Source organism: Streptomyces sp. 184 (assembly GCF_045781775.1).
Lineage (GTDB): Bacteria > Actinomycetota > Actinomycetes > Streptomycetales > Streptomycetaceae > Streptomyces.
Window position 1 is genome coordinate 3,205,503 of the sequence record NZ_CP123230.1, and the last position, 25,755, is coordinate 3,231,257.

25 protein-coding genes are annotated in these 25,755 nt (G+C 75.0%); 18 read left to right on the forward strand and 7 right to left on the reverse strand.

All coding sequences use genetic code 11. The features are described 5' to 3' along the window. The first annotated feature begins 7 nt into the window (after nucleotides 1-7). The 3 genes from QBL21_RS13510 (at nucleotide 8) to QBL21_RS13520 (ending at nucleotide 4,246) form a co-directional block, all read left to right on the forward strand. Nucleotides 8-2,431, forward strand: a complete 2,424-nt coding sequence (locus QBL21_RS13510) for an ATP-binding cassette domain-containing protein (RefSeq protein ID WP_407562406.1) — start codon at nucleotides 8-10, stop codon at nucleotides 2,429-2,431. 97 nt (nucleotides 2,432-2,528) lie between these two features. Continuing rightward, the gene (locus QBL21_RS13515) at nucleotides 2,529-2,753 is read left to right on the forward strand and encodes an MbtH family protein (protein ID WP_407562407.1); all 225 of its coding nucleotides are present in this window, start codon (nucleotides 2,529-2,531) and stop codon (nucleotides 2,751-2,753) included. Continuing rightward, the gene (locus tag QBL21_RS13520; RefSeq protein WP_407562408.1) at nucleotides 2,750-4,246 is read left to right on the forward strand and encodes an acyl-CoA dehydrogenase family protein; all 1,497 of its coding nucleotides are present in this window, start codon (nucleotides 2,750-2,752) and stop codon (nucleotides 4,244-4,246) included. Before QBL21_RS13515 ends, QBL21_RS13520 begins: the two co-directional genes overlap by 4 nt. A 21-nt stretch (nucleotides 4,247-4,267) precedes the next feature. On the opposite strand, the gene QBL21_RS13525 is transcribed toward QBL21_RS13520, so the two are convergent. Then, on the reverse strand, nucleotides 4,268-4,471 hold the full coding sequence (locus tag QBL21_RS13525; RefSeq protein ID WP_407562409.1) for a hypothetical protein: 204 nt from the start codon (nucleotides 4,469-4,471) through the stop codon (nucleotides 4,268-4,270). Nucleotides 4,472-4,621: 150 nt separating this feature from the next. Between QBL21_RS13525 and QBL21_RS13530 the strand changes: the two genes are divergently transcribed. Beyond that, complete coding sequence (locus QBL21_RS13530) at nucleotides 4,622-4,894, forward strand: DUF5132 domain-containing protein (protein ID WP_407566412.1); 273 nt, start codon at nucleotides 4,622-4,624, stop codon at nucleotides 4,892-4,894. 60 nt (nucleotides 4,895-4,954) lie between these two features. Then, a complete protein-coding gene (locus QBL21_RS13535; protein WP_407562410.1) occupies nucleotides 4,955-6,046 on the forward strand; it encodes an NAD(P)/FAD-dependent oxidoreductase in 1,092 nt (363 codons plus the stop codon). Between the two features lie 107 nt (nucleotides 6,047-6,153). Here QBL21_RS13535 and QBL21_RS13540 read toward each other — a convergent pair whose 3' ends face one another. Next, nucleotides 6,154-6,858, reverse strand: coding sequence for an NAD(P)-dependent oxidoreductase (locus QBL21_RS13540; protein WP_407562411.1), 705 nt, complete (start codon nucleotides 6,856-6,858; stop codon nucleotides 6,154-6,156). 94 nt (nucleotides 6,859-6,952) lie between these two features. Between QBL21_RS13540 and QBL21_RS13545 the strand changes: the two genes are divergently transcribed. Continuing rightward, nucleotides 6,953-7,615 carry a TetR/AcrR family transcriptional regulator gene (locus tag QBL21_RS13545; RefSeq protein ID WP_407562412.1) on the forward strand — a complete coding sequence of 221 codons (663 nt, stop codon included), beginning with the start codon at nucleotides 6,953-6,955 and terminating at the stop codon, nucleotides 7,613-7,615. Nucleotides 7,616-7,648: 33 nt separating this feature from the next. Here QBL21_RS13545 and bla read toward each other — a convergent pair whose 3' ends face one another. Further along, a complete protein-coding gene (gene bla, locus QBL21_RS13550) occupies nucleotides 7,649-8,611 on the reverse strand; it encodes a class A beta-lactamase (RefSeq protein ID WP_407562413.1) in 963 nt (320 codons plus the stop codon). A 170-nt stretch (nucleotides 8,612-8,781) separates the two neighbouring features. On the opposite strand from bla, the gene QBL21_RS13555 reads away from it, so the two are divergent. Next, complete coding sequence (locus tag QBL21_RS13555) at nucleotides 8,782-9,693, forward strand: NAD(P)H-binding protein (protein ID WP_407562414.1); 912 nt, start codon at nucleotides 8,782-8,784, stop codon at nucleotides 9,691-9,693. Nucleotides 9,694-9,832: 139 nt separating this feature from the next. On the opposite strand, the gene QBL21_RS13560 is transcribed toward QBL21_RS13555, so the two are convergent. After that, nucleotides 9,833-11,251 carry an MFS transporter gene (locus tag QBL21_RS13560; RefSeq protein ID WP_407566413.1) on the reverse strand — a complete coding sequence of 473 codons (1,419 nt, stop codon included), beginning with the start codon at nucleotides 11,249-11,251 and terminating at the stop codon, nucleotides 9,833-9,835. Between the two features lie 252 nt (nucleotides 11,252-11,503). On the opposite strand from QBL21_RS13560, the gene QBL21_RS13565 reads away from it, so the two are divergent. The 3 genes from QBL21_RS13565 to QBL21_RS13575 all read left to right on the forward strand — a co-directional run bounded on the left by QBL21_RS13565 (nucleotide 11,504) and on the right by QBL21_RS13575 (nucleotide 13,910). Further along, nucleotides 11,504-12,400, forward strand: coding sequence for a helix-turn-helix transcriptional regulator (locus QBL21_RS13565; protein WP_407562415.1), 897 nt, complete (start codon nucleotides 11,504-11,506; stop codon nucleotides 12,398-12,400). After that, nucleotides 12,375-13,160 (forward strand): class I SAM-dependent methyltransferase, encoded by a 786-nt coding sequence (locus tag QBL21_RS13570; protein ID WP_407562416.1) that lies wholly within the window; start codon nucleotides 12,375-12,377, stop codon nucleotides 13,158-13,160. The genes QBL21_RS13565 and QBL21_RS13570 overlap by 26 nt, the downstream gene beginning before the upstream one ends. A 63-nt stretch (nucleotides 13,161-13,223) precedes the next feature. Continuing rightward, a complete protein-coding gene (locus tag QBL21_RS13575) occupies nucleotides 13,224-13,910 on the forward strand; it encodes a DUF899 domain-containing protein (RefSeq protein WP_407562417.1) in 687 nt (228 codons plus the stop codon). Nucleotides 13,911-13,922: 12 nt separating this feature from the next. Here the strand turns inward: QBL21_RS13575 and QBL21_RS13580 are convergent, their stop codons facing one another. Further along, nucleotides 13,923-14,420: a universal stress protein gene (locus QBL21_RS13580; RefSeq protein WP_407562418.1), complete on the reverse strand. Its 498-nt coding sequence runs from the start codon at nucleotides 14,418-14,420 to the stop codon at nucleotides 13,923-13,925. A 3-nt stretch (nucleotides 14,421-14,423) separates the two neighbouring features. Further along, nucleotides 14,424-15,683, reverse strand: a complete 1,260-nt coding sequence (locus QBL21_RS13585) for an SLC13 family permease (protein WP_407562419.1) — start codon at nucleotides 15,681-15,683, stop codon at nucleotides 14,424-14,426. Between the two features lie 178 nt (nucleotides 15,684-15,861). Here QBL21_RS13585 and QBL21_RS13590 point away from each other — a divergent pair, with 178 nt between their 5' ends. The 5 genes from QBL21_RS13590 (at nucleotide 15,862) to QBL21_RS13610 (ending at nucleotide 21,059) form a co-directional block, all read left to right on the forward strand. Next, the gene (locus QBL21_RS13590; RefSeq protein ID WP_407562420.1) at nucleotides 15,862-16,650 is read left to right on the forward strand and encodes an SDR family NAD(P)-dependent oxidoreductase; all 789 of its coding nucleotides are present in this window, start codon (nucleotides 15,862-15,864) and stop codon (nucleotides 16,648-16,650) included. Between the two features lie 99 nt (nucleotides 16,651-16,749). Then, the gene (locus tag QBL21_RS13595; RefSeq protein WP_407562421.1) at nucleotides 16,750-17,562 is read left to right on the forward strand and encodes an SAM-dependent methyltransferase; all 813 of its coding nucleotides are present in this window, start codon (nucleotides 16,750-16,752) and stop codon (nucleotides 17,560-17,562) included. Nucleotides 17,563-17,715: 153 nt separating this feature from the next. Then, nucleotides 17,716-18,627, forward strand: coding sequence for a helix-turn-helix domain-containing protein (locus QBL21_RS13600; protein ID WP_407562422.1), 912 nt, complete (start codon nucleotides 17,716-17,718; stop codon nucleotides 18,625-18,627). 163 nt (nucleotides 18,628-18,790) lie between these two features. Further along, nucleotides 18,791-20,221: a dihydrolipoyl dehydrogenase family protein gene (locus QBL21_RS13605; protein WP_407562423.1), complete on the forward strand. Its 1,431-nt coding sequence runs from the start codon at nucleotides 18,791-18,793 to the stop codon at nucleotides 20,219-20,221. Nucleotides 20,222-20,342: 121 nt separating this feature from the next. Continuing rightward, the gene (locus QBL21_RS13610; RefSeq protein WP_407562424.1) at nucleotides 20,343-21,059 is read left to right on the forward strand and encodes a DinB family protein; all 717 of its coding nucleotides are present in this window, start codon (nucleotides 20,343-20,345) and stop codon (nucleotides 21,057-21,059) included. Between the two features lie 73 nt (nucleotides 21,060-21,132). Here the strand turns inward: QBL21_RS13610 and QBL21_RS13615 are convergent, their stop codons facing one another. After that, on the reverse strand, nucleotides 21,133-21,675 hold the full coding sequence (locus QBL21_RS13615) for a tellurite resistance TerB family protein (protein WP_407566414.1): 543 nt from the start codon (nucleotides 21,673-21,675) through the stop codon (nucleotides 21,133-21,135). Nucleotides 21,676-21,881: 206 nt separating this feature from the next. On the opposite strand from QBL21_RS13615, the gene QBL21_RS13620 reads away from it, so the two are divergent. The 3 genes from QBL21_RS13620 to QBL21_RS13630 all read left to right on the forward strand — a co-directional run bounded on the left by QBL21_RS13620 (nucleotide 21,882) and on the right by QBL21_RS13630 (nucleotide 25,628). Then, nucleotides 21,882-22,784: a hypothetical protein gene (locus QBL21_RS13620; protein ID WP_407562425.1), complete on the forward strand. Its 903-nt coding sequence runs from the start codon at nucleotides 21,882-21,884 to the stop codon at nucleotides 22,782-22,784. Nucleotides 22,785-22,934: 150 nt separating this feature from the next. Beyond that, a complete protein-coding gene (locus QBL21_RS13625) occupies nucleotides 22,935-24,218 on the forward strand; it encodes a cellulose-binding protein (RefSeq protein WP_407562426.1) in 1,284 nt (427 codons plus the stop codon). 120 nt (nucleotides 24,219-24,338) lie between these two features. Continuing rightward, entirely contained in the window at nucleotides 24,339-25,628 is a 1,290-nt protein-coding gene (locus tag QBL21_RS13630; protein ID WP_407562427.1) for an FUSC family protein, read from the forward strand. Nucleotides 25,629-25,755 lie beyond the last annotated feature (127 nt).

The following is a 25,755-nucleotide window of genomic DNA, read 5'->3' on the forward strand; positions in this document are numbered from 1 at the left end:
TGCTTCGATGACCCCGACCCTGGCCGCAGCCCCCCGCACCAACGGTGCGGCGGTGGCGGCACCGAGCGCCCGTATCCGCGCCGGGAGCCGCGCGAGACCGAGGCCGCGCTCGATCCTGCCCGGGCGGCAGCGCTGGGAGGTCGACCTCTTCCGGGGCCGGCCCGGTCTGGCCCGGGTGGCGGAGGCGTCGCTGCGGCAGTCCCCGGGCATCGAGGACGTACACGTCAACCCGGTCACCGGCCGCGTACTCCTGCGGCACGACCACACCCTCGGCCCGCGCGACGCCGCCCGGCTGCTGCACCTCGCGGTCGACCGCGTGCTGACGGCCCTGCACACGCCCTCGGCCGACCTGCTGGTCCGCGACCCCGCCGCCCCGCCCGAGACCACCGGGCCCGGCGCCGCGCCCCGCGGCGGCGCCCGCCCCCGGCGCGGCCCCGAAGGCACCGCCCGCCGGCTGCCCAAGATCCTGGGCCTCGGCTGCGCCGCGGCGGCGGCGGTCGCCGGCGGGCCGCTGCTGCTGCGGTTCCTCAGACGCCCCCTGCTGACCCTCGGCGCGGCGGCCGTGGCGACGGCCGTCGTCGTGCGGCGGGCGTGGCGCAGGACCGACCGGGGCCGCGAGGGGCCGTCCGGGACGGGCCCGCGGCGCCACGCCGTCAGACGCATCGTCGGCCGGCACCGGCGCAAGTTCGGCGTGGCGGCGCTGCTTTCCGCGGTGTCCACGCTGGCGGAGATGGCGCTCTTCGCGCTCACCCCCTCGATCGTGCTGCTGGTCGCGCGCGGCGGCAGCGCCACCCTCGCCCGGTTCGGCATCGCCGGCCTCCCCGCCCAACTGGGCATGCTCGCCGGCGCCGGCGCGTTCGCCTGCGTCGTCATGGCGGGCTCCGGCTACGCGGCCAGCGTCGCCTGGCGCGGAGTGGCCCAGGACGTCGAGGACGACTGGCGCATCCGTACCTACGCGCACGTCCAGAGCGTCGCGCCGGCCGACCTGGAGAACGAGCGCGTCAGCCGCGTCAACGCCGTGCTGTCCGAGGACATCGGCCAACTCGGCACGTTCGTCGGCACGAACATGCACGACGTCGTGCAGATGGGCGCGGGACTGGCGCTGCTCGTACCGATGTTCCTGCTGCTCGCGCCGCAGCTCGCCTGGATCGCGTTCGCGCCGATCCCGCTGGTGACCTGGCTGTCGTTCCGCTTCCACGAGCGCGCGGTGGCCGACACCGCCGCATGCGGCGAGCGCCGGGCGCAGCTCAACAGCCGGGTGACCGAGAACCTGCACGCCCACACCACCATCAAGGCCGCGACGACCGAGGCGCACGAGATCGCCCGTATCAGCGAGCTGAACGGCCGGTGCAGCGAGGCCAACAGGTCCGCCGACCGCAGCGCCGCGATGCCGCCGCAGATCCTGCGGCTGGCCGGCGGCTCGGCGCTGGTGGGCACGGTGCTGCTGGGCGGACGGGCCGTGCTGCGCGGCGAGCTGGCGGTGGCGGCGTTCGGCCCGCTGATCGAACTCCCGGGCATCGCCATGCTGAAGCTGTCCCGCGTCGGCAGCGCCTCGGATCACTACCAGCGCACCCTCGCCGCCCTGGAGCGCGTCGAGCGGCTGTACGAACTGCCCGTGGAGCCGGTCGCGCACGTCGGGCCGGACGGCCCGGCCGTGGAAGGCCGCGAGCTGTCCCCGCGCAGCCTGAAGGGGCGCATCGAGCTGCGGAAGGTGACCTTCTCCTACCCCGGCCGAGCCCCCGCGCTGCGCGACACCTCGCTGGTCATCCCGTCCGGCCGGACCACCGCCCTGGTCGGCACCACCGGCGCGGGCAAGACCACGATCGCCAAGCTCCTCATGCGCTTCCGCCACCCCGAGGAGGGACAGGTGCTGCTCGACGGCACCGACGTACGCACCCTCGCGCTGCCCGACCTGCGGCGCGCCATCGGGTACGTCACCCAGGAGCCGTTCCTCTTCGACGCGACGATCGCGGAGAACATCCGCTACGGCACCTTCCACGCCACCGAGGCCCAACTCGTCGCCGCCGCCCGCACGGCGGGAGCGCACGCGTTCATCGACAGTCTCCCCGACGGCTACGACACCAGGGTCGGGGAGCGGGGCGCGGCGCTCTCCGGCGGGCAGCGCCAGCGGATCGCGCTGGCCCGTACCGTGCTGCGCGACCCTCCGGTGGTGATCCTCGACGAGGCCACGTCCGCCGTCGACAACGAGACCGAGGCCACCATCCAGCGGGCCCTCCAGGTCTTCGGCGCCGACCGCACGATGCTCGTCATCGCCCACCGGCTCTCCACCGTCCAGGGCGCGGACCGCATCTACGTCATGGGCTCCGGGGGAGTGGTCGCCGAGCGGGGCACGCACGACGAACTCGTCGCGCTCGGCGGCGTCTACACCTCCCTGTGGAAGCTCCAGGCAGGCGGGCCGGCGCCCGTGTAGCAGGTGGTCATTCCTTCGGGTGGTAACGCCACGCAGGGCCTCAAGCAAAGCCGCTGAACCCAGACAGTGATTGTCCGTTGAGAACCAGGAGCGTGGAATGACGCACGCGACCAATCCGTTCGAGGACGACGAAGCCCGTTTCCTGGTGCTCGTCAACGACGAGGGAGAGCATTCGCTCTGGCCGTCCTTCGCCGACGTACCGAAGGGCTGGGCCGTCGCCCTCCCCGAGGGCACCCGGCAGGCGTGCCTGGAGTACGTCGAGAGGACGTGGACCGACATGCGGCCGCGCAGCCTCGCCGAGGCCGCGGACGGTGGCCGATGACCTCGCCGCAGACCGCCCCGGCACCGGCGGGCTCCGCACCGGCGGGCTCCGCGCCGGCAGGCTCCGCACCGGCGGGTGCCGCGTCGTCGGGTACGACGTCGGGCCCCGCCTCGACGGGTGCCGCACCGTACCGTCCCGCCCGCCAACTCCCGCCCTCCGGGACCCCGTACGCGACCTCCCCGGAACTCGGCGCCGTCCTCGCCCGCCACCCCGCGCTCGGGGACTTCGCCTGCCGCGTCACCGACTTCCTCGACCTGCATCTGCCCGATCCGGTCACCGAGGAGGCGGCCCGGCCGCCCTGGCTCGACCTGCGCAGCCACGCGGCCCGGGCGGGGCTGACCGGCTTCGACGTGGCCGGTCCGCCGGCCGCGGCGGGCGGCGGCGCGGACCTCGCCGGCGGTCGCGCCCACGCGGCCGGGTGCGGCCCGGCCGGTGCGGTGCCCGCGGGGCTGGAGCGGGTGGCGCAGGGGCTCGCGATGTTCCTCGCCGGGCGGCGCGACTGCGACGCGCGCGAGGTCTTCAGCTCGGGCCACGGCGCGATGGCCCTGCGCTACGGCGCGCCCGCCGTCGCCCGGGCGGTACGCGACCGGGTGGTCGGGCGCGGCGAGCTGGCGGGCGTCGCCTCCAGCGAGCCGCACTCCGGCTCGGACCTGCGCGGGCTGCGCACGGTGGCGGCCGACCACGGCGACCACCTGGTCCTGTCGGGCACCAAGGGGCTGGTCAGCCGGGTCGAGGAGGCCGTCGGCTTCGTCGTCTTCTGCAAGGTGGTCGCGCCCGAGCAGGCCGCCGCGCTGACCGCGGAGGGAGCCGACGCCGCCGGTGACCACGCGGGTCTGCGCGAGGTACCGCTGTCGGCGCTCTGGCTGCCGATGGACGCCCCGGGCGTACGCACCCAGACCGCCGCCCCGCTGGGCCTGCGCGGCTGGAGCCTGGGCCACCTGCACTTCGACGGCGTACGGGTCGAACGCGACCGGCTGCTCGGCGCCCCGGGCGACGGCCGCCGGATCTTCGACGCGCACTTCGCCGGCTGGCGGCTGATGATGGCGCTGGTCTGCCTGGGCGCGGCCGGCGCCGCGATCGACGAGGCGACGGTACGTACCCGCCGGCGCAGCGTCGGCAGGACGTCGCTGGCGAGCATCCCGTCCGTGGCGTCCCGGCTCGGTACCGCGGCGGCGGAGGTGCAGGCGGCCACCGCCTGGTGCTTCTCGCTGCTGGAGAGCATCGACCGCGACGCGGACGGCGTCGACGAGGCGGCGTGCTCGGCGGCGAAGGCGCTGGCCACGGATGCGTCGTACCGCGTGGTCGACCTCGCGCTCCAACTCCACGGCAGCGACGGGTACACGTGCCACACCCCGATGGAGAAGCGCCTCCGCGACATCCGCGGACTCCGTATCGCCGACGGCCCGAACGACGTCCTGTACAGCGTGCTGGCGCACTCGCTGCTCGAAGGCTCCCGGGCCGGCGTGCGCATGGTGCGGCAGCGGCGGATGTGAGCGGAGGCTCGCGGGCTGCGGTCAGGGAAGCTTTCCGCGCAGCGCGGAAAGATAAAAGGGGATTCTCTTCACGGCCTTGCGGGATACCGGAAATACCTCGATCTCGTCGCATCGGTGGTCGTTGATGGTGAGCATGTATTCGCCGTCCGCGTGCCGCAGTTCCGCGGAATACAGGACGCCGTCATCCAGGTTTTCTCGTTCATTCACAGGGAAACCATAGGTCACGTCGGGAAGCGGAAGATCGACTCAATCCCGCGGCACTCGAAAGAGTGAAGATTCCCAGGTCAGCATGGTAGGAAGTCCGCTTCGTCCGCTAGGCTCTGAAATGGCAGACGGGGAAATCATGAACGAAATTCGAAGGGGTGGGTGCTGGCGATGATTCCAGTGCTTCCTGTGTTCTTGGTCGGGGCGGTATCCGCGCCCCTTATCAAGAAGGTCATCCGGCCGGTCGTCCGCGGCACCATCAAGACCTCCGTGAAACTGGCGGTCGATGTGAAACGTGCTGCGCACGAGATCAACGAGGACATCAGCGACATCGCCGCCGAGGCGAGCGCGGAGGCGTTCGCCTCCGATGTCCGGGGTGACGCGGACGTGCCGCGTCAGGGCGCCAAGAAGCCGCGCGCCGGCAAGGCGGTCGCGACGGACTGACGCGGGCGGCGGGCCCGGCGGCGCCGGGCCCGGATGCGACACTGCTGCCGAGGTGATCGCATGGTGTCCGGGAGTCCGACTCCGCCGCGCGGCGGCGTCGTTGTCGTCGGTGCCGGGGTGGTCGGCGCCTCCGTGACGTACCACCTGGCCCGTCTCGGGGTACGTGTCACGCTGCTCGACCGCGAGCCGGCGCCGGCGGCGGGCGTCACCGGCGCCTCCTTCGCCTGGATCGGCGGCACCGGCGGCGACTGGCCCGGCGGCGCGGCGGACCTGCGCGGGGCCGTGCTCGCCGACCACCGGCGGCTGGCGGCCGAGGTGCCGGGCTACGCGGTCCGCTGGACGGGCTCGCTGGCGTGGACCGGCGAGCCGGCCGCGGACGAGGACCCCCCGGCGCCGGGCGGCCACCGGGTCGTACGGGACGAGATCGCCGCACTGGAGCCGCACCTCCGCAACCCGCCCGCGCACGCCCTCCACATCCCGGGCGACGGAGGTCTCGACCCGGCGGCGATGACCCACGCGCTGATCGCCGCCGCCCGCGCCCGCGGTGCGACGGTGCTCCTCGGCACGGCCGTGACGTCGCTGGAGACCTCCGGCGGCCGGGTCGTCGGCGCGCGGTCCACGGCCGGACTCCACCCCGCGGCGACGGTCGTCCTCGCCGCCGGCACCGGCGTCGCCGACCTCAGCGCGCCGCTTCCCGCCGACGTACCCGTGCCCGTGTCCCCGGCCTTCCGGGTCCGCCTCGCGGCGCCGCCCGGGCTGGTCAGGACCATCGTGTCGGCACCGGAGTTCGAGGTCCGCGAGGTCCGCGACGGCGAACTCCTCATGACCGTCCCGTGCCCCGACGACACCTCGCCGCCGGCCCTGGAGCGGGCCGCCCAGGACGCCCTGCGCCACCTGCGGGACGCGTTCCGCGGCGCCGGCACCTGCCGCCGGCTCGACCACCGCCTCGGCCGGCGCCCGATGCCGCCCCGCGGACCGCTCATCGGCTACGCGACGCCCGACCGCTCCGCGTACGTCGCCGTCATGCACTCGGCCGTGACCCTCGCCCCCACCGCCGGGCGGCTGGCCGCGGCCGAACTCGCCACCGGCGAACCGGCCCCGGAACTGCGCCGCTGCCGCCCGCAGGGCGCTTTGCAGGAAGGCGCCCCGTAGAAAAGCGGGCCGCCGCCGCGTACGTCCTTCCCGGCTACGCCTGCGCCCCGATCCTCGCCGTCTGCACGGCCGCCGTGCACCCCCTCGCCCGGTACGGGCCCGCGCGGCTAGGGGTGATCGCGAGAGGAGTGGGCGAGGGCGCTGGGGGTGGCGCAGCCGACGATCGCCGGTGCCTCCCGGACCAGGGTGTCGTCCGTGAGCGCCGCCACCATGAACAGCGCGAAGTCCACCCGCCGGGTCAGATCGCTGGCCAGCACCGGGTCGCCCACGTGCCTGCTCCACACGGGAAGCCCCTGGCTCTCGCCCTCCTCCAGCGAACTGCCGCGCACCACCGTCCAGCGGGTGTCGCTGGCGAAGATCCGCCGGCACGCCTCCACCTGGTCGTCGATTTCCACGGCCCGTACGAGCTTGCCGAGCACGGCGGCGACCCGCAGGCCCGCGGTGAACCGGCGGGAGTAGCGGTCCCGGCCGTCCCGGGTGATGTGCCACCCGCAGGAGAAGACGAGCCGCGCACCCGGCCGCGCGTGGTCGAGCACCGCCTGCGCCGTACCGGACGAGTACTGGCGCACCCCCCAGGGCACCAGCACCGTCAGCACGCCGTCGCAGCCGTCGACCGCGCGGCGTATCACCTCGGGGTCGTTCGTGGGTCCGGGCGCGACGGTGATCCGCCCCTCGTACGCGGCGAGCTTCGGCACGCTGCGCTCGCGGCAGACGCCGACGACCTCGTATCCCCGGTCCAGCGCGTGCCGGACCATGTACTGCCCGAGCTTCCCCGAGGCGCCGACGATGCAGACCTTCCGCTTCGTGCCCATGACGTGTGCCTCTTCCGCCGAAGCGCAACCTTATGACGTAAGGCAGGTTAACCTTATGGCGTAAGGCAGTCAACGGACCGACAGGAGCGAAGGGATGCCCGAGGGAAGGAAGCGCCGGGGGCGCACGCCCCTCAGCCGCGAGCTGGTGATCCGCACGGCGGTCGCGGTCGCGGACGAGAAGGGCACGGGCGCCCTCACCATGCGGGCCGTCGCCGGGCCCCTGAGCGTCGAGGCGATGTCCCTGTACCACCACGTCGCGGGCCGGGAGGACATCCTCGACGGCATGGTGGACGCGGTGTTCGCGGAGATCGAACTGCCCGCGCACGACACGGACTGGAGGGCCGCGATGCGCGCCCGGGCCCACTCCGCCCGCACCGCCCTGCGCCGCCACCCCTGGGCCGTCTCCCTGATGGACTCCCGCACCCACCCCGGTCCCGCCACCCTCCGCCACCACGACGCGGTCATCGGCGCCCTGCGGGCCGCCGGCTTCTCCGTCGCCATGACGGCGCACGCCTTCTCGCTGATCGACAGTTACCTCTACGGCTTCGTCATCCAGGAGACGAGCCTGCCGTTCGACGGCACGACGGAGCTGGAGGAGGTCGCCGGCGCCATCGTCCGGAACATGCCCCCCGGCGCGTACCCCCACCTCACCGAACTCGCCACGGAGCACGCCCTCAAGCCGGGCTACGACCACGCCGGGGAGTTCACCTTGGGCCTGGACCTCATCCTCGACGCGCTCCACCCCGACGAGGCGTGAGCCGCCGCCCGCCCGGCACCCGGGCGCGCCGCCCTACGAGGGGCCGTCCCCGGGCGGCAGCGCGGCGGTGACCTCGGCGGCGGCCCTGGCCAGGAGTTCGTCGTCGGGGGCGGCGTCCCGTTCCGTGCGGTTGGTCATGACGGCCAGCACGAGGGGGGCGCGGTCCGGGGGCCAGAGGACCGCGATGTCGTTGCGGGCGCCGTAGGTGCTGCCCGTGCCGGTCTTGTCGCCGACCTTCCAGGTCCCGGGCACGCCGGCGCGGATGAGGGTGTCGCCGGTGGTGTTGGTGCGCAGCCACGTGGTGAGCTGGGCGCGGTCGGCCTTGTCGAGGGCGTCGTCCAGGACGAACGCGCGCAGGTCGCGGGCGAGCGCGCGGGGCGTGCTGGTGTCGCGGGTGTCGCCCGGGGTCCAGCGGCTCAGTTCCGGTTCGTCGCGCACCATGCGGGTGACGTCGTCGCCGATCGCTTCCAGCTCGGCGTCCATGCCCGCGGGGCCGCCGAGTTCGGCGAGGACCAGGTTGGCCGCGGCGTTGTCGCTGAAGCGGACGGCGGCCTCGCACAGGTCGCGCAGGGACATGCCGGTGGCGACGTGCTCCGCGGTCACGGGGGAGTGGGCGATCAGGTCGTCCCGGGAGTACGTGACGACCCGGTCCAGCTCCCGCGCCGAGTGCGTGCGGAGCACGACGCCCGCGGCCAGCGCCTTGAACGTGGAGGCGTACGGGAAGCGTTGGTCCGCGTGGTACGCGACCTCCCGGCCCGTGCCCGTGTCGACGGCGTACACGCCGAGGCGCGCGCCGTAGTCGCGCTCCAGGGCCGCCAGTTCGCGGACGTACGCCTCCGGCGACGGCGACGGTGACGCCGATGCCGACGGGGAGGAGGCGGGCGACGGCGGCGCCTTCGCTTCCGGGTCCTCCTCGCCGCCGCACGACGTCAGCGGTGCGAGGACCAGCGCGCAGAGCGCGCCGACCGCCGCGCGGTGGGTGCGGGTGAGCCGCATGCTCGGGGACCTCCGGGGGTGGGCTGTGCCGGCACCACCCTCGCCCATCGGGCGATCACGCGTCCACTCGCCCCGCGCCCCGCCGAACGGCCGAACGGCCGAAAGAGGCCAGGAACTGTCCGCCTTCGCTTCTACGGTGGCGGGGAGCCGACAAACGAGAGGCACCACCCATGACCATCGTCGTCACCACCCCCACCGGCCACGTCGGATCCCGCGTCGTCCGCCTCCTCCTCCAGGCCGGCGTACGCCCCCGGGTGCTCGTCCGCGATCCCGCGCGGCTGGACCCGGCGACCTGCGACCTCGTCGACGTACGGCCCGGCGACCTGACGGACGCCGCGTTCGTCCGTGAGTCGACCGCCGGGGCGCGGACCGTCTTCTGGGTCGACCCGACCCCGGCCACGGACGCCGACCCGGTCGCGGCCTCCGAGCGGACCGCCGCCGGCGTGGTCGAAGCCGCCCGCGCCGGCGACGTCGAGCGGGTCGTCCTGCTCAGCAGCGTCGGCGCCGAACTGCGCGACGGGGCCGGGCACATCGACGCGCTCGGCCGGATCGAGGCGAGCCTCGACGCCACCGGCGCCGACACCCTCCACCTGCGCTGCGGCTACTTCTTCACCAACCTCGAAAGCGCCCTGGACGACCTGGCCCGCGGGGTGCTCACCACGCAGTTCCGGCCCGAGCGCCCCATGGCGTGGGTCGACCCGCGCGACATCGGCGACGTCGTCGCCGCGCGGCTGCTCGCGGAGGACTGGAAGGGGCGCGTGGTGCAGGGCGTGCACGGGCCGGAGGACCTGAGCTTCGTGCAGGTCGCGGAGGTCCTCACCGGGGCGCTGGGCCGGCCGGTGCGGGTGCGGGCCGTCACCGACGACGACGTCCGCGCGGCGCTGGGCTCCGTGGGGCTGCCGCCCGGCGCCGTGGAGGGCATCGTCGGCATGGCCGCCGGCACCCGCGACCTGATCCCCGAGCAGCCGCGCGACGTGGTCACCACCACCCCCACCACCCTTGCCGCCTGGGCGTACGCCCACCTGCGGCCGATGCTCGACGAGGCGGCACGCGGCGAGGCGAACGGCGAAGCCGCGGCCTGAACGGCCGGCCCGCCGCCGGGCCCGCCCGCAGACCGCAGACCGCAGACCGCAGACCGCGGCCTGCGGCCCGCCGGACACGGGCCGCAGGCGCCGGGGGCACCGGGCGTACGACCCGACCCCCCGGCCGCGCCGGCTCCCCTCACCCGCCCGCCCCGGGCTCCGCCTTCGCCTCCGCCCGCCCCCGCACCCCGCCCCGCGGCAGGTGCCGCAGCGTGAACACCCCCAGCGCCGCGTGCAGCAGCGCCGCGACCAGCGCCGCCGCGTGCAGCCCCGTGACGAACGCCGCCTGGGCGTCCCCGGCCGCCGCCGCCGTGATCCCCGGCACCTGAAGCGTCTCGGTGAGGGTGCCGGCCAGGTCGGGGCCCTGGAGGCGGAAGACCAGCGCCGCGAGCGAGCCGAGCAGGGCGATGCCGAGGGCGTTGCCGAATTCGTTGCTCGTCTCGGCGATCGCCCCGGCCGACCCGGCGCGCTCCGGCGGTACGGCGGCGACGGCGGTGTCGGCGACGAGGCTGAAGGAGATCCCGTAGCCGACCCCGGCGACGGCGGTGGAGGCGACGTACCAGCCGGTGCCGCCCGAGACGCCGGTGGGCAGGATGAGCAGCACACCCCCGGCGACCAGGAAGTGGGAGGCGAGCAGCCCGGCGCGGGTGCCGGTGCGCGCGACCACCGCCGGGGTCACGACGGTGGTGACGGTGAGCACGATTGCGCCGGGGAGCGTGACGAGGGCCGCGTCGAAGGCGTCCAGTCCGCGTACGGACTGGAGGTAGATGCCGCCCAGGTACGCCACCGCCGACCACGCCGCCAGCGGCAGCAGCCCGGTGACGGCCGCGATCGCGAACACCCGGTCGCGGAAGAGCCGGAGGTCGACCAGCGGGTGCTCCAGCCGCAGTTGGCGGCGTACGAACCACCACAGCAGGGCCGCGCCGGCACCGGCCGCGACGAGCGGGACGACCGCCGGCCCGTGGGCCGCCGCGTGCTTGATCCCGTAGACGGCCAGCAGGATGCCCGCGGCGGAGAGCACGACGCTCCGCGCGTCGATGCGGCCCCGCCCTCCGGTGCGTACCTCGCGCAGCAGCCGCGGGGCGAACAGCAGGAACAGCGCGACCACCGGAATGTTGATCAGGAACACCGAGCCCCACCAGAAGTGCGCGAGCAACTGCCCGCCGACGACCGGGCCGAGCGCGAAGCCCGCGGCGAAGGCCGCCGCGAAGATCCCGATGGCCTGCGAGCGCCGGCGCGCGTCGGTGAACAGCTCACTCAGCACCGCGAGCGCCGACGGCAGCAGCGTGGCGCCGGCCACGCCCATCAGCACCCGGAAGGCGATCAGCAGCTCCGCCGACGGCGCGAACGCGGCGCCCGCCGAGGCGGCGCCGAAGACCGCGGCCCCGGTCATCAGCAGCCGGAGCCTGCCGTACCGGTCGCCGATGTTGCCGAACGCGATGAGCAGCGAGCCGACCGCGAACCCGTAGCCGTCGAGGATCCACAGCGCCTGGTCCGCGGACGGCGACAGCTCCGCGGAGATCCGCGCCATCGCCAGGAACAGCACCGAGCCGTCCATGGCGACCAGCAGCACCGGGCCGAGCACCACGAGCAGCCCGAGCCAGGCCCGCAGCCCGGGGGCACCGGGGGACCCGGGGGACCCGGGGGAAGGAGGGGCGGAAGGATCGGGGGAGGAGGAAGCAAGCCGTACGTCCATGGCCACGACGGTGCTCCGCCGCGCGCCGGGCAGCCATCCCCGTACCGTGGGTACACCCGGCAGGGATACCCACGGCCATCCCGCTCCCGCCTGCGCCGACGTAGCCTCGGAGCCATGGAACTGGAGAGCCTCGGGGCGTACCTGAAGACCCGCCGCGACCGGGTCACGCCCGACGCCGCCGGACTCGGCACCTACGGCGCCGCCCGCCGCGTACCGGGCCTGCGCCGTGAGGAACTGGCGCAGCTCGCCGGGGTGAGCGCCGGGTACTACACGCGTCTTGAGCAGGGGCAGGCCGGCACCGCCTCCCGGCAGGTCCTCGACGCCCTGGCCCGCGTGCTGCGCCTGGACCCGACCGAGACGGCCCACCTGCACAACCTGGCCCGCCGCCCCGCCGCGCCGCGGCTGGTCCGCCCCGGCCCCGAGCAGCCGCACCCCCGGGTGCTGTCGCTGCTGACGTCCCTGGACGAGACCACGCCGGCCGTCGTGCTGGGCCGCCGCGGCGACGTGCTGGCCTGGAACCGCACCGGCCACGCGCTCACCGCCGAGCACGTCGACTTCGACGCGCCCCGCGACCCCGCCCGCCGGCCGTCCGTGCCCCGGATGTTCTTCCTCGACCCGCTCGTACGCGACCAGCACGCCAACTGGGCGGAGCTGGCCCGCATCCACGTCGCGTACCTGCGGCTGACCGCCGGCCGCTACCCGGCCGACGCGCGCCTCGCCGAGCTGATCGGCGAACTCGCCATGGGCAGCGCGGACTTCGCCGGGCTGTGGGCCTCCGGCGACGTCGCCGACTGCACCGTGGGCACGATGCGCCTGCGCCATCCCACCGTCGGCGCGCTCGACGTCGACTACCAGGTCTGGCTCCAGCCCGACAGCCCCGACCACCGGCTGGAGGTCTACACCCCCAACGGCCCCGCCTCGGCCGACGCGCTCCGACTGCTGGCCGCCGGGACGCACCGGCCCGGCCCCTGGCACGATGCCGGACATGACCTCAGCGAACGAGCAGGGTGACCGGGGCGGCCGAGGACAGCGGGAGCGGCGCGAACGGCAGGAGCAGCGCGAGCGCAGCCGGCAGGCCGGCTCCTTCGGTGCCGCGGCCGGCGCCTACGAGCGCGGCCGGCCGCCCTACCCGCCCGCGGCGAGCGCCTGGCTGGTGCCCGACGCCGCCCGCACGGTGGTCGACCTCGGCGCCGGCACCGGCAAGCTGACCCGCGCCCTGCGCGCCCCCGGCCGGGAACTCGTCGCCGTCGAGCCCTCCGACGGCATGCGCGCGGAGTTCGCCCGCGTGCTGCCCGGCATCCGGGCCCTCGCCGGCACCGCCGAGGCGATCCCCCTGCCCGACGCGAGCGCCGACGCCGTCGTCTGCGCCCAGGCGTGGCACTGGGTGGACCCCGCCCGCGCCGTCCCGGAGGCCGCCCGGGTGCTGCGCCCCGGCGGGCGGCTCGCGCTGGTGTGGAACAGCCGCGACGAGTCGGTGCCGTGGGTCGCGGAGCTGGGCCGCCTCCTGCGGGAGTACGCCGCGGCCCCCACGGAGGACCGCCAGACGGACCGCGTCGGCGCGCCGTTCGGGCCCGTCGAGCGGCGCGACTTCCGCTGGCGCCATCCGATGTCGGTCCCGGAGATCGTCGACATGGTCGCCTCCCGCAGCTACGTGATCACCCTGGACCCCGCCGTACGCGCCGGCCTGCTGGACCGGGTGCGGGCGCTGCTCGCGGCGGAGCGACCGGGTGAGATGCCGTACGTGACCGAGTGCCATCGCGCCGAGCGATGAGTTCTGCCGGGCCGGGTGGTCTATCCGTACGGAGAACCCATTCCTGAACGCCGGAGGAGCACCATGACCGCCAAGGCACTACCGCCCGTCGTCGACACCGGCACCTGGCGCCGCGAGCTGGACGAGCTGCGCGTCCGGGAGAAGGCCGCGACCCGGGAGCTGGACGCCATCGCCGCGCAGCGGCGCCGGCTGCCGATGGTCGAGATGCCCGACTACACCCTGGAGGGTGCGGACGGGCCGGTCCGGCTGGTCGATGTCTTCGACGGCAAGTCGCAGCTCATCGTCTACAACCACATGTGGTTCGAGGGCAAGGAGTGGCAGTGCGGGGGCTGTACGAGCCTCACCACGCAGTACACCCGGCTCGGCTTCCTCGATCCCTACGACGCGCGGTTCGTCATCGTCACGCAGGGCCCGATCGACGAGGCGCTCGCGTACAAGAAGCGCGTCGGTAACAAGATGACCTGGTATTCCACCGCGAACAGCGCGTTCGGCGCCGATGTCGACGCCCCGCCCGGCGGCGGGTTCGCGCTCAACGTCTTCCTGCGCGACGGCGACACCGTCTACCGCACCTGGCACACCAACGGGCGCGGCACCGAGCAGCTCAGCCACACCTTCCCGCTGGTCGACGTGCTGCCGTACGGGCGGCAGGAGGAGTGGCAGGACTCGCCGGAGGGCTGGCCGAAGTCGCCCGCGTACAGCGGCTGGCTCGACTCGAAGGACGTCGCCCGCCTCTACGGCGAGGACGCCTGACCTCCCGCGCCGTCACGGACCGTGCGGCGGCGGCGGCGGTGGTGGTGGCGGGAGCGTCGACGTGCTCGGGGCGGACTCGGGCCACACCAGCAGCAGCGGGCACGGCGCGTGGTCGACCACGAAGCGGCTCGCCGGGCCCAGGCTGCGCGGGCCCAGGTGCGAGCGGTCGCCGTCCCGGGCGACGACCAGCAGGTCGGCGCCCTCCGCCGCCGCGACGACCTCCCGCTCGGCCCGCCCCGCGCGCCTGTCCCGGGTGCAGGGCCGGCCCAGCCGCGCCGCGGCCTCGGCCAGCAGCGCGTCGGCGGAGGCGTCCGCGAGGTGCTCCAGCCGCTCGCCGGGGTCGGGCCGGCCCCGGCCGAGGAGCCCTGCGAGCGCGCCGTGCGCCGCGCCGGGCACGTCCGCGGGGGCGACGTGGAGCAGGACGACCTCCGCGCCGTCGGGCGCGTGCGTGCCCGCGGCGTCCACGCACGCGGGCCATGTGCCCTCGACGATCCACACCACCACGGCCACGGCTCACCCTCCTCCGATCACGGTCAGCGACACCCACAGTGCCAGCACCGCGGCGCCCAGGCTCGCCGGTACGGCGTACACGCCGAGCCGGGTGAACTCCTTCAGTTCCACCTCCGCGTCGTGCGCGTGCACCACGCGCCGCCACAGCAAGGTCGCCAGCGAGCCCGTGTAGGTGAGGTTCGGGCCGATGTTCACGCCCAGCAGCACCGCCAGCACGGCCGCGGAGCCCGACGGGGCCGCCAGCGGCAGCAGCACCAGCACCGCGGGAAGGTTGTTGATCATGTTCGCGAGCACGGCCGCCAGCGCCGCCGTGCCCAGCAGTGCGAGCAGGCCGGTGCCCTCCGGCAGCAGCCGGCCCAGGGCCGTGCCGAGGCCGTTGTCGACGACCGCGCGGACCACCAGGCCGAGGGCGAGGACGAAGGCGAGGAACGGCAGCGCGGTGGCCCGCACGAGGGCGGCCGGGGTGGTACGGCGCCGGATCAGGGCGCGCGCCGCGAGGACCGCCGCGCCCGCGCACGCCGCCCACGCCGGATCCACCCCCAGCGCCGAGGCCACCGCGAAGCCGGCCAGCGTGCACGCCACCGTGGCCAGCGCGAACACCGGCAGCCGGGGCGGCGCCGCGGCGGCCGGGGCGGTGGCGCCGGCATCGAGGTCGACGGCGAAGAACCGGCGGAAGACGGCGTACTCGACGGCGATCGCCGCCAGCCACGGCAGCGCCATCAGCGCGGCGAACCGGGTGAAGCTCAGCCCGCTCGCGGCGAAGGCGAGCAGGTTGGTGAGGTTGGAGACCGGCAGCAGAAGCGACGCGGCGTTCGACAGGTGGGTGCAGGCGTACACGTGCGGTCGCGGCCGCGCGCCCAGCCGCGCGGCCGTCGCGAAGACCACCGGCGTCAGCAGCACGACCGTGGCGTCCAGGCTGAGCACCGCGGTGATCGCCGAGGCGAGGACGAAGACCTGCGCCAGCAGCCGCCGCGGGCGTCCCGCTGCGGTACGGGCCATCCACGCGCCGCACGCCTCGAACAGCCCGTCGTCGCCGCACAGTCGGGCCAGCACCAGCACCGCCGTCAGAAACCCGACGACCGGCCCCAGCCGGGCCGCCTCGTCGGCCGCGTGGTCGAGGGAGAGGGCCCCGGTGGCGACGACGACCCCGGCGGCCGGCACGGCCACCACCGCTTCCGGCAGCCCCCACGGCCGTACGACCGCGCTGACCAGCACCGCGGCCAGCAGCGTGACGGACAGGGCCTCGGCCACCGCAGCACTCACCCGCCCCATCCTCCACGCTCCGCCCCCGCCGAAACGCCAGGCGGGCGGCCGTGTTCCTGCGGTCGGGGCGCGCGGCGATGCGGCGGCGCACGGGGCGTACCGCGTCCGGGCACACAGTCCCGCCCGGCACCGGCCCCCTCCGGGTCCCACCCCGGCCCCGGCCTCCTAACCTGGTCCGATGACGCGATTCGAGGGATACGCGGTGCTCGTCACGGGCGCCGGACAGGGCATCGGAGAGGCGGTCGCGCGCCGGTTCGCCGCGGAGGGCGCGCGCGTGCTGGTCACCGACCGGGACGGGCCCCGCGCCGAGCGGGCCGCCGCCGCCATCCGCGCCGCCGGCGGCACCGCCGCGGCGCGGGCGTGCGACGTGACGGACGGCGAGGCGGTGCGGGCGGCGGTCTCGCACGCGGCGGAGTCCTTCGGCGGGCTGCACGTGCTGGTCAACAACGCCTACTCCGTACACCTCGACCCGCCCCGCTTCGAGGACTGGCAGGAGCCCGCCTGGTACGAGGACTTCGAGGTCACCCTGCACGGCGCCGCGCGCTGCGCCCGCGCGGCCCTGCCGCTGCTCGCCGGGGCGCCGGGCCGGGCCGCGATCGTCAACATCGGCTCGGTCAACGCCGAACGCCACTACGGCGAGCACGCCTACAGCGCCGCCAAGGCCGCGCTCGTCTCCCTCACCCGCACCCTGGCCGTGGAGAGCGCCGCGCGCGGCGTGCGCGTGAACCTCGTCGAGCCGGGCACCGTACGCACCGCCGTCTGGGAGGACCGGCCGGAGGTCCTGGCCCGGGTCGTGGAGCACTATCCGCTGGGCCGCGTCGGCGAGCCGGACGACATCGCCGCGGCGGTCGCGTTCCTCGCCTCGCCCGACGCGGCGTGGATCACCGGCGTCAGCCTGCCGGTGGACGGCGGGCTGCTGGCGAGCCACCTCGCGATGTCCCGCGGCATGGCGGGCGGCGGGGGATGACCGCAGGGCGCGCCACCGCGGCCGGCGGGCGCCGGTGACGGCGGGCCGCGGCTCGGCTACGTTGTCCGGGCCGCGCCCCCGACCCGGACGGTGGAGTCCATGCCAGAGGAAGCGTTCCACGAGGGAGCGAAGCAGGTGGTCGTCGACACGTCGGTGCCGCACTCGGCCCGGATCTTCAACTACTGGATCGGCGGCAAGGACAACTACGAGCCGGACCGCGCCGCCAGCGCCCGGTTCCAGCAGGTCTTCCCGGAGATCATCGACCTGGCCCGCAGCGGGCGGCAGTTCCTCCGGCGGGTCGTCGGCCACCTCGCGGGGGAGGCGGGCGTACGGCAGTTCCTGGACATCGGCACCGGGCTGCCGACCGCCGACAACACCCACGAGGTCGCCCAGCGCATCGCCCCCGACTCCCGCATCGTCTACGTCGACAACGACAAGCTCGTCCTCGCCCACGCCCGCGGCCTGCTCACCAGCACCCCCGAGGGCGCGACCGCGTACCTCGACGCCGACGTCGAGGACCCCGAGTCGATCCTCGCGGGCGCGGCGCGCACCCTGGACCTCGACCGGCCGGTCGCCGTCATCCTGATGGGGATCCTGGCGCACGTGGACGACTACGAGCGGGCCCGGTCGGTGGTGCGGCGGCTGATGGACCCGCTGCCGTCCGGCAGTTACCTCGCGATCCGCGACGGCGTCGAGGGGAACGAGAAGTACAGCCGGGCGATCGCCGGCTACAACGCCACCGGCGCCGTGCCGTACCACCTGCGCAGCACGGCGCAGATAGCCGGCTACCTCGACGGCCTGGAGCCGGTGGAGCCGGGCATGGTGTCCTGCCCGCTGTGGCGGCCGGAACCGGTGGACATCGGCAGCCCGGTGGAGATGGCCGTCCTGGGCGGGGTCGCCCGCAAACCGTGAGCGGCGATGCGCCACCGTGGCGCATTGCCGCCGCCGGCAGGTCCGCCGCTCGTAAAGTTCGGGCCAAGCTGCACTTTTGCCGCCCGTGGCGGGCTACCCTTCGCCGGGTAGCGTGAGTCTTGGTGGCGAAGGCCCATCGCCTGCGGAGGACCGATGACGGTGCCGATGGCGGCAGTGCACGACCCGGAGATCCCGTACGTCGGCGACCACGAGCGCGGCGGCCGGCCGGTCTGTAGGTCCGTTCTCGGCGCCCGGCTGCGGCGGCTGCGCCAGGACCGGGGCGTCCAGTTGCAGGAGGCCGCCCGGGCGATCGGCGCCTCGGTCGCCAAGCTGTGCCGGCTGGAGCTGGGCCAGGGCGGCTGCAAGGACCACGACGTCGCGGCGCTGCTCGACTTCTACGGCATCGTCGACGAGGACGAACTCGACGAGTACGCGGCCCTGACCCGCGGCGCCAACGCGCCGAGCTGGTGGCAGGAGTACAGCGACCTGATACCCAGTCAGGCCGAGACCCACCTCGGCCTGGAGGAAGCCGCCACCGTCATCCGCAGCTACCAGTCCCAGCGCATCCCCGACCTGCTCCAGACCCCCGCCTACGCCCGCGCCGTGACGCAACTCGGCTTCCCGCGGGACCCGGTGCAGACCGTGGAGCGCCGCCTGCACCTGCTCGAACGCCGTCAGCAGGCCCTCACCCGCACCGACCCGCCGCGCTGCTGGGTGCTGCTCGACGAGGCCGCGCTGCGGCGCTCCGTCGGTGCCCCCGGGGTGATGGAGGGCCAGTTGCGGCACCTGCTGCGGCTGCACGTCGAGCACCCCACGGTCACCCTCGACGTGGTGCCGCTGGCGGCGGGCGGCCCGGCGGCGGTGGCGCAGTCGCTGACGATGCTCCGGTTCGCCGAGCCCGAACTGCCGGACGTGGTCTGCCTGGACCAGCTCTCCGGCACGGTGCGCATCGACAAGCCGAGCGAGGTCGACCGCTACCGCCTGGCCCTGGACAACCTCGCCGCCGCCACGAGCACCAGCACCGACGCCGCCGAGTTCCTCACCAGCCTGCTGCACGGCCGCTGACCGCACCGCGCGCCCGGCGCCGCCCCCGCGGGACCCGGGCCGGCGACCGGTCGGGGCCCTGCCCGCCGCCCTCGGCCGCCGCGGAGCGCAGGGTACGGCGCGGGCGACACACCCCGGCGGCCCGCTGTTCCGCCCCCGCGCACCCACCGGCCACACTGGCCCCATGGAGCAAACGGAATCCTTCGCGTACGACGTGATCGTCCTCGGCGCCGGGCCGGTGGGCGAGAACGTCGCCGACCGCACCCGCGCCGCCGGCCTGTCCACCGCGGTCGTCGAGAGCGAACTGGTCGGCGGCGAGTGCTCGTACTGGGCCTGCATGCCCAGCAAGGCCCTGCTGCGGCCGGTGATCGCGCGCGCCGACGCCCGCCGCGTCCCCGGGCTGAGCGGGCTGGTGACCGGCGACCTCGACGCGCCCGCGGTCCTCGCCAACCGGGACGCGTTCACCTCCCACTGGCAGGACGACGGCCAGGTCGCCTGGCTGGACGGCATCGGCGCCGACCTCTACCGCGGCCGGGGCCGCCTCGCCGGGCCGCGCACCGTCACCGTGACCGACGCCGACGGCGGGGTGCGCACGCTGACCGCCGGGCACGCCGTCGCCGTCTGCACCGGCAGCCGCGCCGTGCTGCCCGGCCTGCCGGGGCTCGCCGACGTGCGGCCGTGGACCAGCCGGGAGGCCACCAGCTCCGCGACCGTCCCCGGCCGGCTCATCGTGGTCGGCGGCGGCGTGGTCGGCGTCGAGATGGCCACCGCCTGGCAGGCGCTCGGCTCCGAGGTCACCCTCCTCGTCCGCGGCGACGGTCTGCTGGACCGCATGGAGCCCTTCGCCGGCCAACTGGTCGCCGAGGCGCTGACCGAGGCCGGGGCCCGGGTCCGTACCGGCACCTCCGTCACCTCCGTGGTCCGCGAGAACGGCACCGTCGTCGCGACCACCGACGCCGGCGACACGATCGAGGCCGACGAGATCCTCTTCGCCACCGGCCGCGCGCCCCGCACCGACGACATCGGCCTGGAGACCGTGGACCTGGAGCCCGGCTCCTGGCTGGCCGTGGACGACAGCCTGCGGGTCGAGGGCAGCGAGTGGCTGTACGCGGTCGGGGACGTCAACCACCGCGCGCTGCTGACCCACCAGGGCAAGTACCAGGCCCGTATCGCGGGCGCCGCGATCGCCGCCCGGGCGCAGGGCGTGCCGCTGCTGGAGTCGGACCCGTGGGGCGCGCACGCCGCGACCGCCGACCACGGCGCGGTCCCGCAGGTCGTCTTCACCGACCCCGAGGCCGCGGCCGTCGGGATGTCGCTGGCCGAGGCGGTACGGGCCGGCCACCGGGTGCGCGCGGTGGACGTCGACCTGGGCTCGGTAGCGGGCGCGGGGCTGTACGCCGACGGCTACCGCGGGCAGGCCCGCATGGTCGTCGACCTGGACGAGGAGATCCTGCGCGGCGTCACGTTCGTCGGTCCCGGGGTGGGGGAGCTGATCCACTCGGCGACCGTCGCGGTCGCGGGCCAGGTCCCGGTGAGCAGGCTGTGGCACGCGGTCCCGTCGTACCCGACGATCAGCGAGGTGTGGCTGCGGCTGCTGGAGGCGTACCGCGGCTGACCGGGCCCCGGCCCCCCTTGTCCCTCCCGGCCCGTGCGAAATCCCGTCGCCCTCCGCCGGGGCAGCCGCTAGCCTCCGCAGGGCGCCGCCGCGAGGCCCGCGGCCGCGGAGGGAGACGGGGATGGCGGACGGGCGTGCGCCGAGCGGGCGGCTGAGCCTGCTGCTGGACCAGTTCGACATGGCCAGGGAGTCGGCCGAGCTGCGTCTCGCCGGGCTCGGCGACGAGGAGTTCCGGTGGGAGCCGGTGCCCGGCTGCTGGTCGGTCCGGCGGCGGGCGGAGGCGACGACGCCCCGGGCGTACGGGCCGGGGGAGTGGGTGCTCGACAAGGGCGCCGCGTCCATCCCGAACAGCGAGTACGCCGGCGTGGCGCGGGACGTCGCCGAGGGCATGCCCGTCGAGAAGGTCGCCGCGGACTGGGACGTGAGCGTCGAGCGGGTCCGCGAGGTCCTCGCCCACACCGGCCCGCTGGAGCCCGACGAGGCCCCGGTCACCACCATCGCGTGGCGGCTGGGGCATCTGCACTCGGGCTTCGCCGGCGGCTGGGAGTGGACCTTCGGCGAGCGGCGGCGGGACCCGGGGCTGCTGGTCGACTTCACGCCCTCCGCCGAGCGGGCCGTCGCGCGGTTCTGGGAGACCGTCGACCGCTGGCGCGAGAGCGTCGCGACCGTCACCGAGGAGCAGCTCGACACGGTCGGCTTCTCGCAGTACCCGCACGCCTCGGATCCCGACGTGCCCTACGTCGATGTGCTGTGGGCGGGCAATCTGGAGTTCATCCACCACATGGCCGAGATCGCGTTGCTGCGCGACCTGTGGCGCAGCCGCTTCGGCGGGGCCTGACACGCGCCGAGCGCCGCGTGTCCCGTACGCCTGAGAGGCGCACGGGGCACGCGGACCTCGGGCCCGTACGGCCTCAGATGCCGAACTCCGTGGGCGACACGCCGAGCGCCGTGCACGCCTCGCGGAGCACCTGCTGCTCGGAGGGGTCGATGTGGCCGTCGGCGCCGGCGATGACGAACCCGGTCTGGATCACCGCCCGTGCCTCGGCCGGCTTCTTCGCGGCCTTCGCGATCTCCTGCATCGCCTCCGCCTTGCCCTGCTGGAAGTTGACCGTCAGCCGGTCCAGGTGCTTGGTGAACCGCTGCCGCAACTGCTCCGGCGGGAAGTTCTGGAGCACGTCGTTGCTCACGATCAGCGAGTCCATGCGCTCCCGCTCGGCGGGGTGCACGTGCCCGTCCGCCGCCGCCACGAGCGCGCAGATCGCCATGCTCGCGTCCCGGTACGCACCGCTCTTCAGCTCCGTCTTCATCGAGCTGAGCTGCGACTTGAACATGCTCACGAGCTGGGCCTTGGAACCACCGCCCGAACCCGTCGAGCCGGTGCCCTGGCCCCCGGGCCGCGAGCCACCCCGGGACTGCTGAAGGCCCTTGGCCTGGTCCTTGATCCGATCAAACATCGACACTGAATGCCACCTCGGGTTGCGGGCGTACCGCCCGACTCGTCAGTTCCGGTCGTCGTACCGAAGACCGCTGTGCCGCGGTCACCCTCTCAACGCCTCCGCAGGACGCGGAGGTTCCGCATGCACCCGTCCGGGGGAACCGCGGAACCGCCGGGAGCGCGGTGCCGTCGAAGCGGAGTACGGGGGAAACGAGGGGGGACGGCATGACGGGGGACCCTATCGCGGCGCGGCGGCGCGACGGCGGATGGACGGTCGCCGCGGCGGTCGTCGCGGGCGTACTGCTCGTGGTGAGCATGTGGTGGGCCGTGGACGACTCGACCGGGCAGCGGACGTCCGGGCCGGGCGGCGGCGCGGACGCGGTGGTGCCCGGGGCGGAGGCCGTGCACTTCGCGCAGGGGCACGGGTTCGCGCCGGTCAGCACGATGCTGCGGTCGCCGGCGGACGTGCAGGCGTTCGCCGGCTGGTTCCCGCAGGAGAGCATGGGCGTCGAGCTGCGGGAGAAGCTGCTCGGCCGCGACCTGGACGCCGAGGCGCTGGTCGCCACGAGCTGGAGCAGCGGCTGCACCAGCGCCGAGGGCGCGGTCCTGACGTACGCGGAGGGCACCGGCTACTCGGCGCGGCTGACCGACACCACGACGTACGAGACGTGCGAGAGCCCGTGGGACGTGCTCACGGTCTTCGCCGTCCCGGAGGAGGACGTCGGCGCGCACCCGACCATCGGCGGCACCTCGCCGGGCGAGCCGGGGCCGGCGGAACTCCTCGCGTACGCGCCGCTGGACGACGGCGCCGCGGCGGCGCCGGAGCCGCGGGCGGCCGAGGTCAGCCAGCCCGACCAGTTCGACGCCTTCGTGCGCCCGCTGCCAAAGGCGGCGGCCATGGCGCTCCGGGGCAAGCTGGGGAGCGCGTACGACTCGGACCTGCCGGGGCCCGCGCGGCGCTTCGCCTTCGAGGGCCGCGGCTGCGGCGACGACCTGCTGCTGGAGATCACGGCGCGGCGGCTGCGGCCGGTGCCGGCGGATGGGGCGTGCGGGGATCCGAAGCCGTATGTGGCGGTGTTCTCGGTGCCGGCCGACCGGGTGCCGTCGAGTGCGGTGGTCGGCGGCTGAGGGAGGAGGGCTTCGGCCGTGGCCGCCGGTGCGGGCGGAGGCGCGCCGAAACTTTCGCTGTACATCACGAAAGTGGCTGAAAATAACTGTTGTCGCGCCGCGGGCCCCTTCCTACGGTATGGGAGCGCTCCCATTCTTTGGAGGCCCCCCATGCGCTGCCACCCGCTCCGCCGGCACCGACCACTCGCATGGGCGGTCGCCGCCGTCGTGGCCGCCGCGGCGACACTCGCCGCGACCCTCGACGCGCCCCCGGGAGCCGCCGCGGACCGCATCGGGACCGCCGTGCAAGCGGCCCCGGCGGTCGAGGACGACGGCGCCGACTGCCCCGTACCCAGCCCGGCCACGCCGTCCGACTCCCTGCTGCCCGACCCCTTCACGAAGCTGGACGGCACCCGCATCTCCACCAGGTCCGACTGGCGCTGCCGCCGGGCCGAGATCAGGGAGCTGGCCGAGCGCACCGTCTACGGCCAGAAGCCGCCCAAGCCCGCCGGCGTCACCGGCAGCGTCTCGCGCACCGGGATCACCGTGAACGTCTCGGACCAGGGCCGCAGCGCGAGCTTCTCGGCGAGCGTCGACCTGCCCGCCGGCACCGGCCCGTTCCCCGCGGTCGTCGTCTACGGCGGCTTCGGCGCGGACACCGCCGCCATCAAGGCCGCGGGCGCCGCCGTCGTCAACTTCGACCCGTACGCCGTGGGCCGCGAGGGCACCCCGCGCACCAACAAGCAGGGCGCCTTCTACAGCGTCTACGGCTCCTCCAGCAGCACCGGGCTGCTCATGGCCTGGGCCTGGGGTGTCAGCCGGATCATCGACGTCGTCGAGCAGTCGGACGGCAGCGTGCTGCGGGCGGAGTCGACCGGCGTCACCGGCTGCTCGCGGTTCGGCAAGGGCGCGTTCGTGGCCGGCGCGTTCGACCAGCGCATCGCCCTGACGATGCCCGTCGAGTCGGGCACCGCGGGCGCGCCCGCCCTCCGCAGCATCGCGAAGGAGAGCGGCGCACAGCCGCTGAGCAGCGGGTACTCCGAGCAGCCGTGGCTGGGTGACGCGTTCGGCCCGTACACCGGCAACCCCGCCCAACTGCCCGTGGACACCCACGAGATAGTCGGCATGGTCGCGCCGCGCGGTCTGTTCATCATGGAGAACCCGCACGTCGACTGGCTCGGCGCCCGGTCCGGCAGCGTGGCGGCGCTCGGCGGGGCGGAGGTCTACAAGGCGCTCGGCGCGGGCCCGAACATCAGCTACTGGTCCGATGTGCAGGACGGCACGCACTGCGCGTCGCGGTCCGAGTGGCGCGGGCCCCTCCAGCAGAGCATCGCGACGTTCCTGCACGGCACGGGCAGCGCCCCCGGCGTGTTCCGGATCTCGCCGAGGAAGGCCGGCAACCTGGCCGAGTGGCGCAACTGGCAGACGCCGGTCCTCACCGGCACCGGGGACTGACCCACGCCGGGCCACCGGGCCCGGCCCGACCGCACCCCCCACACCACCCCCTCGGCCCACGCGGACCCGAGGGGGTGGCGCCGCGCGGCAGTGGCGGCGGTCTCTGTGAGACGTTGTGCTTTGTTCACCGGCGCCGCGGCGGACCGCCCGCCCGCGGCGCCCGCAGCCGCGACGTCACCCGGAGGAGCGCTGAGGTCCGACGCAGCCGACGCCATCAGACGGCACCCGCGCCTGGCCGGGTTCGCCGACCGGGTCCGCGCGCCCGCCGTGTCGCAGACGCTGCGCGCCGCCATGGCGGCCACCCTCGCGTACGTCGTCGCCCTCCAGCTCAGCAGCGGGCACAAGCCGCTGACCGCGCCGCTCACCGCGCTGCTCGTCGTCCAGGTGACCTTCTACGCCACGCTCACCACCGGCGCCCGGCGTGTCACCGCCGTCGTGGTCGGGGTGCTGATCGCCAGCGGGTTCAGCGCACTGGTCGGGCTGAGCTGGTGGAGCCTCGGGCTGATCATCCTCAGCTCGCTGGTCGCGGGCCGCATCGTGCGGGTGAACGAGTTCGTGCCCGAGGTCGCGATCAGCGCGATGCTCGTCCTCGGCGTCACCCACGTGGGGGACACGGCGTTCACGCGGATCCTGGAGACGCTCATCGGGGCCGTCGTGGGCCTGACGTTCAACCTCCTGCTGGCACCCCCGGTGTGGGTGGAGGACGCCGGCGACGCGATCGAGGACCTGGCCCGCCGCCTGCGCCGCCTGCTGCTGCGCAGCGCGGAGCAGCTCACCGTCGTCACCCCGCCCGCCGTGGCCGCGGACCGGCTGCGCGCGGCGCGCGAGCTGGACGACTTCGTCGGCGAGGTCGACACCTCGCTGCGCCGCGCCGAGGACAGCCTGCGGCTCAACCCCCGGGTGAGCGAGGGGCTGATGCACCGGGTCGTGCTGCGCACCGGTCTGGACACGCTGGAGATCAGCGCGGTGGTGGTGCGCGTCCTCACCCGGGGCCTGGCGGACCTGGCGAAGGCGCGGAGCCCCCGCGAGCCGCTGTTCCCGCGCGACGTGGGCGCGGCGCTCCAGGACCTGCTCGGCTACGTCGGGGACGCGCTGGTGAGCTTCGCGCAACTGGTGTCGACCGAGGTCTCCGCGAGCGCCGAGACGGCGGCCGGACGGCTGGAGGCGGACCTGGCGGCGGCCCACGCCGTACGCGACCGGGTGGAGACGCTGCTCCTGGACACCGTCCAGGAGGACGAGGAGAACTGGTTCCTCTACGGCGCACTGCTCGCCGACGTCAACCGGATCCTCGACGAACTGGACACGGAGCACCGCTCCGCCCGCCTCCTGGAAGCCCTGGACCGCAGCGGCCGCGACTACCGCGAACGCCTCCCCCGCCTCTCCCGCCTGGGCGCCTGGCTCACCCGCTGACCGCCGCCCGCGTACGCCGCGTGCACACTCGGCTGACCGCAGGTCACCCGCGGTGTCGCAGCCCGCGGCGCCCGAGGATCGGTCGTTAGTGCCCCTCGCCGCGTGGTACCCGGACCCCATGACCGAC